Source organism: Aquihabitans sp. G128, from assembly GCF_019048865.1.
GTDB lineage: Bacteria > Actinomycetota > Acidimicrobiia > Acidimicrobiales > Iamiaceae > Aquihabitans.
Genome location: NZ_CP077604.1, coordinates 814,495 through 829,332, shown reverse-complemented (window position 1 = coordinate 829,332; position 14,838 = coordinate 814,495). Strand labels below are relative to the sequence as shown.

Below are 14,838 nucleotides of genomic sequence, written 5' to 3'. Positions count from 1 at the left end.
GCTCAGGTGAAGGTGGCGATGATCTGGTGGTCGTGCAGGAACTCCGCCAGCCCCGGTGCCAGGCGCAGGTCGGCGACGTCGGAGAGGAAGAACCAGGCCGCCTCGGTGGCGTCGCTGGCGGCCACCGGCTCCCCGGCCTCGAACAGCGTCACCTCGAAGTCGAGGATGACCGCATGGGGCTCGTCCTCTGCTTCGGGCAGCAGCTCGGTCAGGCCGATGAAGGCTCCGCACGCACCATCGAGGCCGGTCTCCTCCCGCAGCTCCCGGGTGACCGCCTCGGCGAGCGTCTCGCCCCGCTCGACGCGGCCGCCCGGCACCGCCCAGGTGCCAGCCCCCGGCGCCGTGCTGCGCTTCACGAGCAGGAGTCGATCGTCGTCGACCACCACCGCGCCCACCGCCAGGTCGGGCCCGGCCATCAGCCGACCTCGCCGCCGGGATCAGCTCCCGGGACCGCGGCTTGCGCCAGGGCCGCCTCCGCCACCACCCGATCAGGGTCGGGCACGGCCGCCGCCGGCTCCTCCAGGGAGCGGTGCACCAGGATCGCCCGGGCGGTCAGCCCGAAGGTCTCGAAGAAGTTCTTGGTGTGGCGATCGCCCGGGAGGGCGATGGCGTCGATGCCCACGGCCCCGACGGCTCGGGCGTCCGCGATCAACAGGTCCATCATCGCCTCGCCGATGCCGATGGCCCGGGCACCAGGGTCGACGTAGAGGTCGGTGACCACGGCGAGCGGCCGACCGTCGTGGAGCTGCTCGACGTGCATGATCCCGTAGCCGACGATGGTGTCGTCGACGGTGCCGACCACGGCGCGGACGTCGGGGTCGGCGCCGGAGACGGCGGCGGCGATGGCACCGTCGAGCGGTTCGGCGTGGGCCTCGCGGCGGCTCCAGAGCGAGCCACCGCGGTTCGGCGACAGCTCGGCGATGCCTTGGCGGGCCAGCGCGGCGACCACCACGGCATCGGCCGCGCTGGCGGCCCGGGCGCCCTCCACGTCGCCTACTCGCCCTGGAGCTGGGCGACCTTGCCGAGGATGGTCTTGCGACCCCGGTGTCCGGCCTCGTAGCTGCGCACCGCTTCCAGCTCGGCGGCTTCCAGCCCGGCGAGGCGGGGGATGACCTGCGAGGCGGCCAGGCTGTCGTAGTCGGGGATGGCCAGCCCGGTGGCGGCGGCGCTCGACCGCACGGCGGGCTTGGCCGCCCGGGGCGTGGCGGCCGGCTTCGGGGCCGGGCTCGGGGCGGGGGCTGCGGCGACCGGCGCAACGGGGTCGGGCTCGTCCCCGCCATCGGCGGGCCGGAGGCCGAACTCGGTGAGGATCGCCTCGGCCTGCTCTTGGGCCTTGGACAGGCGGGCCTTGCCCTCGGTCTGGCCCTGCTTCACCGCGAACTGGCCGATCATCTTGGCCATCGCCACCTGCTGCTTGCCGCGCTCGACGAACGAGGGCAGGAGGCGTCGGGCCTCGAGGGCGAAGCCGATCGGGGCGAAGAGCACCAGCTCGACGGCCTGGTCCACGGGGCGCTTGTCGTCGGTCACCTGTCCATGTTGACCGACCTGGGAGGCGGCCCCCCCAATCGGATCGGGCCTCAGGAGCGGGTGTCGCCGAGCCGGGCGCGCAGGGCGCGGATGGCGGCCCGGACCCGCACCTCCTCGGTGGGTGGGTCCTCGCACCTCGCCACCAGCTCCCGGCACCCGTCGACGTCGCCGGCGGCCAGCCGGAGCTGGGCCAGGGCCACCGCCGCGGCCCGCCAGCCGTCGGTCCGATCGGCCGGCTCCCGGTCGGCCGCCGCCTCCTCCAGGAGCAGCTCGGCGACGTCCGCCGCGCCTCGCTCCCGCTCGGCCTCGGCGAGGACCACGAGGGCGCGCAGGCCGCTCTCGTGGTCACCGATCCCGGCCCGCACCAGGGCCAGGGCACCCCGGCCCTGCCGCTCGGCCTCGGGGAGCCGACCCGCCTCGAGCTCGACGCGCGCCAGCTCCACCAGGAGGCGAGCGTCCTCGCGCGGGTACGACAGCGCCCGGCTGGAGGCGAGGGCCTCCACCAGCACCGCCCGGGCCTCATCGACGTCACCGACGATGCGGGCGGCCTGGCCGCGCACCACCCGCGAGAGGGCCAGGCCCCAGGGCTCGTCGAGCTCGTCGAACCGCCGCTCGGCCTCGCGGGCCAGCTCCGCGGCGGCGACGGTCTCACCGAGGGCCAGGAGCGCGGCGGCCTCGAGGTTGGCGCAGGTCCACTCGCTCCACGGGTCGCCGGTCCGGCGGGCCACGGCGCGCAGGTTGCGGGCGACCTCCAGGCACCGGGTGACCTGGCCGCTCTGCAGGAGGATGTGGGCCAGCAGCCCGAAGCACCAGCCGACGGCCCCCACGTCGCCGTCGTCGTGGCAGTGCGACATGGCCGCCCACAGGTGCTCGAGCGCCGCCTCGATCTCGCCCGACAGGAACTCGCACCAACCCAGGTAGCGGAGGGTGTCGCCCTGCCGCAGCGGCTCCGTGAGCTGCGCCTCGAGGGCCACCGCTCGTTGCAGGCGCGGAGGCGCGGCGCGCGGCCGCCCGGCGGTGATCTCGCTCCAGCCCTGCAGGCGGAGGACGTCGACCTGGCCCTGCAGGTCCCCGAGCGCCCGCCACTGCTCGGCAGCCTGCTCGAACCGGTCTCGCGCCAGGTCCCCGTCGCCCTGGAGGCGGGCCACGGCACCGAGGTGGGCCGAGGCGGAGGCCTCCAGCTCGGGGTGGCGGCCGGCGGCGCGACGCTGGACCTCCTCGAAGGCGGACTGGGCGGCATCGAGGTGGCGCAGCTCGAGCAGCACCTGGCCGTGCTCGGCCACCGCGTGGACCACCGCCTCGGGGTCGGCGGACCCGAGGTCCCGCGCCCGCCGGTACCAGTGGTCGGCGCGCCGCAGCCCCTCGCGCGAGTGCTCGTCGCGTGCGGCGCGGACGAGGGCGGCGAAGGCCGCGCCGGCCAGGCCGGGGTCGGTGTGGTCGACCGACCGCGCCAGCACGACGGCCCGCTCGTAGTGGTGGGCCAGCTGGGCCAGGGCGGCGGGCGAGGCGGCCGGATCGACGTGGGCCTCCAGCCACCCGGCCACGCGGGCGTGGCGCAAGGCGCGATCGCCGATGGGCAGCGAGGCGTAGGCCACGTCGCGGGTCAGCACGTGGCGGAAGGCGTGGTCCCCGTAGCCGTCGTCCTCGATCGGCTGGGTCAGGCCGCGTGCGCCGAGCCGGTCCAGCAGGGCGTCCACCTCGGCCGTCCCCGAGAGGTCGACCAGGGCTTCACGCCAGAACCGCCGGCCGAACACCGCCGCGGTGGCCACCACCGCCCGCTCGTCGGCGGGCAGCGCGTCGAGGCGTGCGCCGATGAGCGAGCGCACGCCGTCGGGCAGGCTGGCCTCGCTCCCCTCTTCGTCGGTGGTCCACTGCCACCGCCCGCCGAGCTCCGCCAACGCCCCGGACTCGACGAGGTAGCGCACGAGCTGGTCCAGCAGGAGCGGGTTGCCGCCCGACGCGGTGACCAGCCGGTCCAGCGCGCTGGGTCCCATGTGGACCGTCGCCGGATCGCCGCCGGCGCCCACCAGCAGCGCGCGGACCAGCTCGCCGGCCGCCTCCCGGCTCAGCGGGTCGAGCGTGCGGGTGCTGCGCCCCGGCCCGGCGCCGACCAGCGCCGCACGCCGCTCCAGCAGGTCGTCCCGGGCGAGGGCCAGCACGACGATGGGCTGGTCGGCCAGCTGCTCGGGCAGCTGGGCGAGGAACCGCAACAGGCCCGGCCCGGCCCAGTGGATGTCGTCGACCACCACGAGCAGCGGCCGGGCACGAGCCAGGTGGCGCAGCACCGTCCGCACCGCGCCGAGCTGCTGGTCGGCCACGCCGGCGCGGCTCGGGCCGGTCTCGGGCTCCACCGGCCGCGACGCCTGGTGGCCGAGGCCCAGCAGCAGCGCCAGGCGAGCGCGCAGCAGCCCGGCGTCGGCGTCGGTGGTGGCCACCAGCGCTTGCACCCGCTCGGCGAGCAGGGCCTCCTGCGCCTCGGGGTCGGCCGAGGTGGACACCCCGAGGCCCGCCCGGACCAGGTCGGCCAGCGGTGCCAGGTCCCCGCCCGGCCCGTAGGGCGGGCACGAGACCCAGAGCACCTGGGCGGTGGCCGGCTTCGCGGCGAGGAGCACCGCCAGCTCCATGGCCAGGCGGGTCTTGCCGACGCCCGGCTCGCCCACGATGGTGAGGACCTCGGTGCGGCGCTCGGCCATGGCGGCGGTCACCGTGGCGCGGAGGTCGGCCACCTCCCGGCGCCGACCCACCAGCGCCATCACCGAGCCGTCGGGCCCTCGGTGGGCCGGGCCGGCGATGGTGCCGCCGGCCACCCAGGCGCGCACCCGGTCGGCCTTGCCCTTGAGGTCGAGGTCGCCCCGGAGCTCGTAGCCGATGCCGTCGACGGTGGCCTGGCGGGTGCGCTCCCCCACCAGCACCTCGCCCGGCGCGGCGGCGGTGCAGAGCCGGTGCGCGGTGTTCACGACGTCGCCCGTCACCGTGTAGCCGAGCGAGGGGCCGACGGCCCCGGCCATGACCTCGCCGGTGTTGACGCCCACCCGGAGCCGCAGGGTCGGATCGACGGCGGCGAGCGCCGGCACCAGGGCCAGCGCGGCGCGCACGGCCCGCTCGGGATCGTCCTCGTGGGCCGTGGGCGCGCCGAACACCGCCATGAGCTCGTCGCCGATGATCTTGTCGACGTGGCCGCCGTGGGCGTCGATCACCGGGACCAGCCGGCCGAAGCAGCCGTCGAGCAGCTCCTTCACCGACTCCGGGTCCCGCTGCTCGGCGAGGGCGGTGAAGCCCTCCAGGTCGGCGAACACGACGGTGACGATCCGGCGCTCCTCGACGGCCGACTCGCCCGCGACCGGCCGGCCGCAGCCGGGGCAGAAGCGGGCGCCGGCAGGCAGCGGCGCCCGGCAGGCCGGGCACCGCTGGGAGGCGACGGAGGCCGCGTCGCTCATGGTGCGGCCTTCACGCGTGCGGGGCGGGGATCCGCCTCAGGCGAACCGTTGCTTCATCGGGCAGTCCTCGCCATCGAGGCCGCCCGGGCAGTCCGTGCGCTTGGTGCTGAACTGGCTGCGGCGCACCAGCAGGAAGCACTCCGGGCAGGAGTACTCCTCGGCGGCGCGGGGCGCCACGCGATCACCCCCCTCGGCCGGATCGACCGGGATCTCGTCCTCGTCCTCGTCCTCGTCGTCCGCGCCGGCCGCGATGCGGTCGCGCAGGATGGTGTCGAGGTCCTCCTCGACGTCGTCCGGGTCGGCCTCGTCGTCGTCGTCCTCGTCGTCGTCGCCCGACTTCGCCCGGCGCGCCTTCGCCTCGGCCTCGGTCTCGACATCCTCTTCGTCTTCGTCGGCCACCACGTCGACGGCGTCGACGTCGACGACATCGACGTCCACGGCGACCTCGTCGTCCTCGAGGTCGTCGGCGCCGTCGATCTCGTCGTCCTCGAACGCCTCGTCTTCTTCGTCTTCCTCGACCTCGTCGATCGCGTCGTCGTCGAGTACTTCGTCGTCAGCCATGTCATCCTTCGTCGAGCCGGATTCGTGTGGTGCGCGGGGCTCAGCGTGCCGCGGGCGGATACTACGCGCGCCGTGCTCAGGTTCCGCATCCGCCCCGGGGCGCGGCCGGTGACGTCGGTCTCACCGGGCGCCGGGGGCGCTCAGCCGCCGGCGCCGGTGCCCAGCGGCGTGGTGGACCCGGCCGCGTCGCCAGTGGTCGCACCGCCCGACGGCGCCGTGAGGACGTCGACCAGCGAGGCCTTCCAGCGCCCCTGCACGCGCACCATGGTGAGCTGCATCCGAAGGGTGTCGGCCTTCGGCTTGGGCGACTGGTTGTTGGCGATGGTCTGGTCGAGGACCACGAACACCGTGCCCCGGTCACCGTCGAAGGACTGGACGTAGGCCGAGCGCACCTCGCCCCGGCTCGACGCTTGGGCCTCCTTCAGCTGCTTGCGGACCTTGGAGCTGAAGAACTCATCGGCCTGGCCCCGGAACTCGCCGGTGGACAGCGCTACGATCTTGTCGAAGTCCCGGTCGATCGTGGCCCCGTCGAAGTTGGTGAGGGCTTGGGAGAAGGCCTTCGACCCGGCGACCATGTCCGCTGACTCGCCCTCGACCGAAGCGGTGGGCGGGGCCCCCGAGCCGTCCGAGGCTTCGTGCCAGGCGATGGCGAAGCCCACGGTGCCGATCAGCCCGAGCAGGGCCAGCAGCCACGGCAACCACCCCGGGTACGAGCGAGCGGGGCCGACGACCGGAGCCTTGGTCCCGCCCGCCGAACCGGTCCGCTTCGACGCGCCGCTCCCGCCGTTGGCGCCGCCGGCGCCCTTCGGGCGAGCCGAGCCCGCCGAGCTGGACGCGCCCGTCGAACGGGCGGAGCGATCGGGCGCTGCTTCCCCGGTCGCCCGGGCGGGGCCGTCGGCGGCCGACGTGGCCGCCGACGGGTCGGGCCGATCGGGGCGATCGCGTTCGAGGTCGGTGGTCATCTGGCTCTCCGGCGGGTGCGAGCGGTCGGGAGCAGCGCCAGGAGCGCCACCAGGATCCCGACCCCGAGGGTGACGAGGGGAACGACGTCAGACTTCGCCGACGGGGCCGGCGATGCCTGCCGGGCCGGGACCAGCCGGTCGACCAACCCGTCCACGACGCCGGTGGGGGCGCCCGACCCGGCGGTGCCGGACCGGGCGGCTGCGGCGGCGGCGGTCGCGCTGGTGTCGGTCTTGCCGAGGTCGGTGGCCGGCTGCGGCGTGGCCCCCGCCCCCCTTGCCGTAGGGGCCGGTGCACGCGGCGCCGGTCGTGACCGGCAGGTGCCCCCGGGGCGGGGCGTAGGCGCTGGCCGCCGGGGTCTGCGGCGGCAGCAGCAGCGAGGTGCGCAGCCAGAGCTGGTCGGGTCGACCCGGGCCGTAGGGGTTCGGCTGCGCCTGGCCGCGCACGGCGACCTTGTCGACGAGCCCGAAGAACTGGGTGTTCGTCTTCAGCGCGGTGTCCAGGTCCTTCAGGGCCGCGCCCTGCAGCTCCCCGGTGATGTCGGTGAGCTCACCCACGAGGCAGGTCAGGTTGGCCCGGTTGTCGAGCAGCACCCGGTCCCCCACCTCGGAGAGGTCGGCGCCCTTGTCGAGCAGGTCGACCAGGTCGCCCTTGCGGTCGGCGAGGATCCGCGTGAGCTGCTGGGTGTTGTCGAGGGCGTCGTGCACCTCGGGAGACATGTCGGAGAAGTCGTCGAGCACCGGAGGGCCGTTGGCGAGGAGCTTGCGCAGCGAGGCGTCGTCGGCCACGACGTCGTCGCTGACCGTGGTGAGCGAGCGGGTGATGCTGCGCAGGTCGTCGGAGCGGCCGTCGACGCCCACCGCCGCCTCGTGGATGACGGTGTTGAGGTCCTTCGCCGGAAGCGCCTCGATCAGGCCGGTGGTCGTGGCCAGCACGTCGGCGATGTCCGGCGGGATCGGGTCTGCGCCCACCGGCACCTCGGCGCCGTCGGGCAGCGGCTCCTGGGAGCCACCCGCCACCGAGGCCAGGTCGAGCCGCTGCTCGCCCACGGCGCTGGCCCGGACCACCCGCGCCTCGACGCCCTTGGGCACCGTGACGCCCTTGTCGAGCTGGATCGTGACCCGCACCTCGTCACGCCGGAGCTCGACCTTCGACACCGTGCCGATCACCACGCCGTCGTGGCTGGCGGAGAAGCCGGGCCGGAGGCCGCCAGCGTCGGGCAGGTCGGCCACGAGCGTGTCCTGGTGGTCGAACGGGCTGCCGAACAGGGTCACCACGCCGTAGCCCACCAGGAGCGTGGCGAGGGTGAAGAAGACCACCAGGTTGGCGATGATGCGCCGGTTGATCACCGCCCCCCTCCCTTCGCGCCGGGGTAGCAGGCGTCCACCGGGTCGCCCGGGACGTCGCCGCCACCAGGCACGCCGCAGACCACGACGTCGAGCAGCGCCTGCACGAACTTGTTGCGCACGCCCTGGGGCAGCGCCTCGTTGTGCTCGGGCGTGTACTGCAGCACGTCGCCCAGCGCCTGCTGCTCGTCGGCCACCGCGTCGGTGACGTCGCGCAGGCCCTTGACCTGGGTGCGGATCTGGTCGAGGTGCTTCGTGAGCAGTCGGTTCCCGTCGTCGGCCAGCCGGTTGAGCGAGGTCACCAGGTCGAAGAAGCGGCGATCGTTCTCGTTCAGGGTGCCGAGCGTCTCGTTCAGGTTGCTCAGGGCCTCGGCGTTCGGGTCGACGTTCGGCGCCAGGTCGCCGGAGAGCTGGTCCAGGTCGTCGATGACCTGGGTGACCTTGCCCGTCCGGGTCTCGTAGCCGGCGGCGACGCTCGTGAGGTCGTCGAGCACCTGGCGCAGCTGCGGGCCCTTGCCCCCGAAGGCCCGCGAGCCCTCGTCGAGCAGGATGGCGAGCTGCGAGGCGCTCAGGGCCCCGAACGCCGCGGTCCCGCTCGACACCAGCTGCTCGAGGTCCGAGACCACGGCGGTGCGCTTGATCACGGTGCCCGAGCGCAGCAGGGCCGGGTGCGACGCCTGCGTCTGGGGCTCGAGGTCGATGAACTTCTCGCCCAGCGGCGTGGTGCGGCGCACCTTGGCCACCACGTCGGCGGGGACGTGGGCGCTCTCGTCGACCGAGAACCGAACCTTGGCCCGCCGCCCGGTCTTGTCGAGGTCGATGTGGGTGACGTGGCCGATCGAGATGTCCGACATCATCACGGGCGCGCCGTCGGCCAGGTCGGCCACGTCGTCGAAGGTGGCGGTGGCGCGCACCTGGTCGTCGTCGGCGCTGCAGCCGCTGAGGCCCACCCCGCCGAGCAGCACGGCGGTGGCCAGGAGCAGGGCTCTGGTCCTCATGTCACTTCCCTCCACCGAGCAGGCCGGTGAGCGTGTCGACGATCCCGTCGATCGAGAGGCCGCCGCCGCCCTTGGGCGGCGCGGTCGTCGTCGGGGTGCTGGGCAGCAGCGGCGTCAGGCGGTCCTTGGGCGGGTGCAGCAGGTTCGTCAGGTCGAGCAGGGTCTGGGGCAGGTCGGCCACGTCGACGGTGCGGATGAGGTCGAGCTGCTGCTGGTCGAGCTCGGGCAGGACCTGGAGCAGCACGGGGTCGAGGGCGAGCAGGTCCCCCAACCGCGTGAGGTCGAGCTGCCCGAGCAGGTCCGCCTGCGCCTGGTCGAGCCCGCCGGTGATCTGCTTGCTCAGCGCCGCCAGCAGCTCGTCGGGCGTCGGGCCCGTCGGCAGCGGCGGCACGGTGGGCGTGGTCGGCGGCGCCGTGGTGGTGGGTGCCGGGGCTTGGCTCTTGCCCGCCGGCGTGGTCGGGCTGCCGAGCGGCGTGCCGTTGGCGAGGTCGCCGAGGAGCCCCGGCAGGAGGCCCACGAGGTCGTTCAGCAGCGGGGAGCCCTGGTCGCTGCACAGGTCGATCCCGAGGCGGCGGCACAGCCCGGCGATGCGGTCCCGGAAGCGCCCGGCGATCAGGTCCGAGGTGAGGCCCGGGTTGAGCTGGTTGTTGAGGGCGAGGGAGTTGGTGTCGCCGTCGTAGGCCCGCTTGGCCGCGGCGAACAGGTCCACGGTGGCCGACAGGGTGGTCTTGATGTTCGTGGTGTTGGCGTCGATCGTGGCGCCGGCCTTCGTCACCACGTCGACGTCGGCCTTCAGCGGCTTCTCGTGCTCGAGCAGCAGCGCCGTGAGCTCGGTGGCGGCCCGGTCCAGCTGGGTGATCGTGGCGTCGAGGTCGTCCTTGTTGTCGATCAGCACCTGTGTGACCAGGTCGTAGTTCTGGATCAGGCTCTCGATCGAGTCGGTGCGGCCCCGCAGCGTCTCGGTCAGGTCGCCGAGCGAGGTGATGATCGAGCGCAGGTCGTCGCCCTTGTCGGCCAGCAGGTCGAGGGTGCCGGCGGCGTTGCCGATCAGGTCGTTGAGCGTCTTGCCCTGGCCGTCGAGGACCTCGGCCAGGTTGGTGACCACGCTGCTCGCCTTCTTCGGGTCGATCGCCCCGATGAAGTCCTGCAGGCCGCGGAGCAGCTCGTCGATCTCCGCCGGGACGGTGGTGCGAGCGAGGGGGATGTCGTCGCCGTCGCCCAGCGTCGGGCCCGAGGTGTAGGCCGGGCCCATCTGGATGTAGCGCTCGCCCAGCAGGGTCAGCGGCACGATGGTGGCGTGCGCGTCCTTCGGGACCTTGGCCCCCTCGTCGAGCTCGAGCTCCACGTGCACGTGGCCGCCCTGGTTCTCGACCTTGGTGACCTTGCCGACGTCGATGCCCAGGACGCGCACCGGCGAGCCCGGGTAGAGGCCCGTCCCCCGCGTGAAGTCGGCGCTGACCCGGGCGCCACCGCCACCGTCGTCGACCAGCGAGCAGGCGGGCAGCACGACGCCGACGGCGAGCACCACGAGGAGGGCGGCGGCGCGTCGGCGCAGGCGGTGGGCGGTCATCCGGCGGCCTCCGTGAGCGGGGCGTAGAGCGCGGCCAGCGGGTCCGACGTCGGCGCCGGCGCGGAACCGTCGGCGGACGCCGAGGTGGCCCCCTCGGTGCTGGGCAGCGGACCGGTGCGGTCGGCGCACTCGGTGACGGGGTCGGGGCCGAGCAGCACGTCGAAGGCGTCGTCGAGCAGGCCGCAGGACCCGAACACCGCGTCGGGGCCGATGGGCCCGAGCAGCTGGGTGTACATGTTGGCCCACGTGTTCGGGAACCGGTCCGGCCCCGAGTACCCGATGGACGAGAACCCCTCGATGGCGTTGGTGAGCCCCGAGAGCGATGCGGCCAGCTCGCCCTGGCGGCGGCCGACGATCTCGAGGTCGGCGTGGAGCTCGTCCAGGATGGCGTCGAGCTTGGGGCGGTTGTCGGCCACCAGGTCGGCGGTGCCCTTGGCCGTGGCCGAGGTCTTCTGCAGGAGCGCCACGAGCTGCACCCGCCGCTTGGCCAGGCCGTCGAGCACCACGTTGATGTCGTCGACCGCGTTGAGCAGGTCCTGGTCCCGGCCGGCGAGGGTGGCGCTCACCGTCTTGGTCGAGTCGATGAGCCGGCGGGCCTCGCTCTGGCGGTCGTTGATGGCCGTGGTGAGCTTGTTGAGCCCGGTGATGATCTCGCCGACGTTGCCCCGCTGGCCCTCGGTCACGTGGTCGATCTTGTCGAGCAGGTCGTTGAGCGCCTTGCCGTCGGTGTCCTCGAGGAGCGGGGTGCCGACGTTCTGGAGGTCGAGCACCTCGGTGGGCGTGCGGGTGTCGGTGATGACCGAGCCCGAGTGCAGGGTGGACGACCAGTCGTTGCCGGCCTTGAGCCGCACGTACTTCGAGCCCAGCAGGGTCTCGACCACGATCTCGGCCTCGGTGTCGCGCGGCAGCTCGATGCTCTTGTCCACCAGCAGCGTCGCCTGCACCTTGGTGCCCTGCTGTTCGATGGACTTCACCTGGCCCACCAGGACGCCGGCCACCCGGACCTTGTCCCCCTTGCGCAGCCCGGCGGTGTCGACGAACACGGCCTTGACCTCGTAGCGGTCCTTGAAGAACCCGCCGTTGAGCAGGAGGGCGGCCGCGGTGCCGCCGCCGATCAGCAGCAGCACGATGACGCCGATGATGAGCGGGTTGCGCTCGGTGAAGGACTTCACGATCCGGCTCCCGTCAGGGCGAAGCCCAGGATCGAGGTGACGTCCACCGGAGCGCCGCCGGAGAGCAGGTCGCTGGTGAGGCCTTCCTGGGCGCACACCCCTTGGTTGGCCAGGCACGTCACGACCACCCGGATCTGGAACCACTGGCCGTAGGACGACACGTCGTCGTAGGGCCGCAGGCCCGCCGGCAGCGTGGCCAGCGCGGTGTCGAGGTCCTCCCGGTGGTCGTGCAGCACCGCGGCGATGGTGCCCAGGTCGTCGATCGTCGAGTCGAGGTCGGTGCGGTTCTCGCTCACCAGCGTGTCGAGCTTGCCCTGCACGGCGGCGAAGCGCTCCACCAGCGTCTGGAGGTCGTCGTTGTTGGCCGCCAGCGTGCCCGACAGCTTCTGGAACCGGGTGACGGCGGTGTTGAGGTCGTCGTCGCGGTCGGCCAGCTTCCCGACCACCTTGTCGAGGTTGCCGATCAGGTCGCCGATCTGCTGGTCGGAGCCGCCGAGGTCGGTGGCGATGTTCGCCGTGCTCGAGAGCAGCGAGCGCACCTTGTCCTCGTTGCCGTCGAGCGCTTCGTTGAGCGCTCGGATGAAGGCGTTGGCCTTGGCGGGGTCGATGGCGCGCAGGATCGGGCCCACCGAGTTCAGGAACTCGCCGACGTCGGCGGACTTCACCGTCTGGCCCTCGGGCAGGCGGTCGCCCGGCTCGAGGGCCTTCCCACTGGTCCCCGGGTACAGGTACAGGTACTTCTGGCCGAGCACGTTGCGCCACCGGACGCCCACCTCGGTGCTGGACCGCAGCTTCACGCTGGGCTTCACCTCGAAGGACACCACGGCCTTGCCCCGCTGGACCGAGATCTTGGTGACCTTGCCCACGGCCACGCCGGCCACCTTCACCTCGTCGTTGACCAGGAGGCCGGTGACGTCGGGGAGCACCGCCTGGTAGCTGGTCTTGTCGGCGAAGAAGTCGATGTTGCCGATCCGGGCCACCAGGGCCCCCAGCACGGCGAGGCACACCAGCGAGTACACGGTGACCTTGACGAGGTTGCGGCCGGCGGGGCCGCGGAGGCCCTTCAGCAGGCGGGACGCGAAGCGCATCAGCCACCACCCCCCACGGCCGGGGCGAGGATGTCGGCGACCGAGCCGGTGGGCGTCGCCGTGTCCGGCTGGGCCACCTGGTCGGTCACGCCGTCGGTCAGCGCGGTCAGCGGGTCGGTGGCCGCTCCCCCGCCGGTCGATCCGGCCGAGCCCGGAGCGGCCGTTCCTCCCGGCGTGCCGGCGGTCGCGGCGCCGTCGCCCTTGCAGGCGAGGACCGGGGCGATGGCGGCGAGCGCTTCACGGACCGCCGAGAGGTCGGCCACCGCGCCGGTGGGGCCCAGGGTGTTGCAGATGAGGGCGCTCAGGTCGCCCGCCTCCACGAACACCTTGAGGTAGCCGAACCTGCTGCCGTCCGGGAGCTGCTCCTCGCCGATGGCGCCGGCGAAGGTCTGCATGTAGCGCGAGAGGCCGTACACGGTCTCGGAGATGTTCTTCTTCCGTGCGGTGAGGACGCGCACGATGTTGTCGCCGTTGTCGAGGAGCTTGCCGATGTCGGCCTCGTTGACCTCGATGAAGTCCGAGAGGTGGTCGGCGAAGGGCCGCAGGGTCACCAGCAGCCGCTCGTAGTCGGCGCGCGCCGCGTTGAACGTCGGCAGCAGGTCGTTGAGGTTGCCGGAGATGTCGTTGATCGAAGGACCGATGTCGCGGTACTGGCGGGCGAACCGCGCCAGCGAGTCGATCGCCTTGAGCTGGGCGTCGAGGGTGTCGCGGATCACCGCAGTGGCGCCGACGGAGCGGTCGATGAGGTGGGCGACGTTGTCGCCCTCGCCCTGGGCGGCCTTGGTGAGCTCGTCCATGAGCGTGGCCACCTCGTCGATGTCGACGGCGCGCAGCAGCTTGTCGGTGCTGTCGAGCAGCTCCTCCACCTCCTCGCCGGTCCCGGCGGCCTTCACCGTGTCGCCGTCGGCGAGGAAGGGGGCCCGGTCCCCGGGCACCACCTTCAGCTCGACGTACTTCTCGCCGAAGAGCGTCTTGGGCCGGACGGTGGCAGAGGTGGCCTTGGGCACCTCGACGTCCTTGTGGAGCTGCATGACCACCTTGACCCGACGGTCGACGAGGTCGATGGAGCGGACCTTGCCCACGGTGACGCCGCGGTACTTGACGTCGGAGCCGGGCTTGAGGGCCTGGCCGGCACGGGCGAAGCGGGTGGTGACGTGGAAGTCGTCGGAGAAGGCGCCGTAGGCGGTGCGCACCGCCACCGTGGCGAGGCCGGCGAAGAGGACCACGACGACGATCGCCGCGATGGCCCGGTAGGCCTTCTGGAGCTCCTCGGGGGTGTTGGCCATCAGAACCGCACCGCCCCGATGGACCCGACGATCCGGGCCGTGTCCTTGCCGCCGTAGAAGATGAGCGAGAGCAGCAGGTTGAGCACCGTCACGGCGATGATCGACAGCCGGATGGCGCGGCCGGCGGCCTTGCCCACCCCGGCCGGCCCGCCCGTGGCGTAGTACCCGTAGTAGCAGTGGATGAGGGTGACCACGACGGCGAAGAGGATCGCCTTCAGGAACGAGTACACGACGTCGATCGGCGGCAGGAAGAGCCGGAAGTAGTGGCGGTACACGCCGGGCGACAGGGTGAAGAACTTGGTCACGATGAGCTCGGTGGCGAGGTAGCTCGAGAACAGCGCCACCAGGTACAGCGGCACCATGGTGATGAGCGCCGCCCAGACCCGGGTGCACACCAGGTAGACGAACGAGTCGACGCTCATGACCTCGAGGGCGTCGATCTCGTCGGAGATGCGCATGGCGCCGAGCTGGGCGGTGAAGCCGGCGCCGACCTGGGCGGCCAGCGCCACGCCGGCGATGAGCGGGGTGATCTCCCGGGTGTTGGCCACCGACGAGATGACGCCGGAGAACGACTCGGCGCCGATCTGCTGCAGGGCGGTGAAGCCCTGGAGGCCGACCTCGGTGCCGGTGAAGAACGCCAGGAAGAAGATCACGAACAGCATCCCGCCGCCCACCACCAGGGCGCCGGCGCCGATCGTGAGGTCGGCGATCAGCGACAGGATCTCCTTGCGGTACTTCAACGCCTGGGGCATGCGGCGGATGATCCGCCCGGCGAACACCACCTGGTCGTACGCCTGCGAGAAGCCGCCGAGCACGAAGGAGATGCCGCGCGAGGCGCTCTGGTCGGCGCGCTGCCACGCGGTGAGCGACGAGGAGGTGGAGGGGGCGGCCAT

At 73.0% G+C, this 14,838-nt stretch carries 13 protein-coding genes; all 13 read right to left on the bottom strand.

Going from position 1 to position 14,838, the window contains the following annotated elements; translation table 11 throughout:
- Nucleotides 1-2: 2 nt before the first annotated feature.
- Nucleotides 3-416: an NUDIX hydrolase gene (locus tag KSP35_RS03850; protein WP_216999078.1), complete on the bottom strand. Its 414-nt coding sequence runs from the start codon at nt 414-416 to the stop codon at nt 3-5.
- On the bottom strand, nt 416-988 hold the full coding sequence (locus KSP35_RS03845; protein ID WP_216999076.1) for a GNAT family N-acetyltransferase: 573 nt from the start codon (nt 986-988) through the stop codon (nt 416-418). The genes KSP35_RS03850 and KSP35_RS03845 overlap by 1 nt, the downstream gene beginning before the upstream one ends.
- Before the next feature lie 5 nt (nt 989-993).
- Nucleotides 994-1,527, bottom strand: coding sequence for a hypothetical protein (locus KSP35_RS03840; RefSeq protein WP_216999075.1), 534 nt, complete (start codon nt 1,525-1,527; stop codon nt 994-996).
- 50 nt (nt 1,528-1,577) lie between these two features.
- On the bottom strand, nt 1,578-4,964 hold the full coding sequence (locus tag KSP35_RS03835; RefSeq protein ID WP_216999073.1) for an adenylate/guanylate cyclase domain-containing protein: 3,387 nt from the start codon (nt 4,962-4,964) through the stop codon (nt 1,578-1,580).
- A 36-nt stretch (nt 4,965-5,000) separates the two neighbouring features.
- Nucleotides 5,001-5,525: a hypothetical protein gene (locus tag KSP35_RS03830; RefSeq protein ID WP_216999071.1), complete on the bottom strand. Its 525-nt coding sequence runs from the start codon at nt 5,523-5,525 to the stop codon at nt 5,001-5,003.
- A gap of 140 nt (nt 5,526-5,665) precedes the next feature.
- Nucleotides 5,666-6,487, bottom strand: coding sequence for a hypothetical protein (locus KSP35_RS03825; RefSeq protein WP_216999069.1), 822 nt, complete (start codon nt 6,485-6,487; stop codon nt 5,666-5,668).
- Nucleotides 6,488-6,574: 87 nt separating this feature from the next.
- Complete coding sequence (locus tag KSP35_RS03820; RefSeq protein WP_216999067.1) at nt 6,575-7,834, bottom strand: MCE family protein; 1,260 nt, start codon at nt 7,832-7,834, stop codon at nt 6,575-6,577.
- Nucleotides 7,831-8,829: an MCE family protein gene (locus KSP35_RS03815; RefSeq protein WP_216999065.1), complete on the bottom strand. Its 999-nt coding sequence runs from the start codon at nt 8,827-8,829 to the stop codon at nt 7,831-7,833. The genes KSP35_RS03820 and KSP35_RS03815 overlap by 4 nt, the downstream gene beginning before the upstream one ends.
- Before the next feature lies 1 nt (nt 8,830).
- The gene (locus KSP35_RS03810) at nt 8,831-10,399 is read right to left on the bottom strand and encodes an MCE family protein (protein WP_216999063.1); all 1,569 of its coding nucleotides are present in this window, start codon (nt 10,397-10,399) and stop codon (nt 8,831-8,833) included.
- Nucleotides 10,396-11,571: an MCE family protein gene (locus KSP35_RS03805; RefSeq protein WP_216999061.1), complete on the bottom strand. Its 1,176-nt coding sequence runs from the start codon at nt 11,569-11,571 to the stop codon at nt 10,396-10,398. Before KSP35_RS03805 ends, KSP35_RS03810 begins: the two co-directional genes overlap by 4 nt.
- Entirely contained in the window at nt 11,568-12,659 is a 1,092-nt protein-coding gene (locus KSP35_RS03800) for an MCE family protein (protein ID WP_216999059.1), read from the bottom strand. The genes KSP35_RS03805 and KSP35_RS03800 overlap by 4 nt, the downstream gene beginning before the upstream one ends.
- Complete coding sequence (locus KSP35_RS03795) at nt 12,659-13,945, bottom strand: MlaD family protein (protein WP_216999057.1); 1,287 nt, start codon at nt 13,943-13,945, stop codon at nt 12,659-12,661. The genes KSP35_RS03800 and KSP35_RS03795 overlap by 1 nt, the downstream gene beginning before the upstream one ends.
- Nucleotides 13,945-14,838: an ABC transporter permease gene (locus KSP35_RS03790; RefSeq protein WP_216999055.1), complete on the bottom strand. Its 894-nt coding sequence runs from the start codon at nt 14,836-14,838 to the stop codon at nt 13,945-13,947. The genes KSP35_RS03795 and KSP35_RS03790 overlap by 1 nt, the downstream gene beginning before the upstream one ends.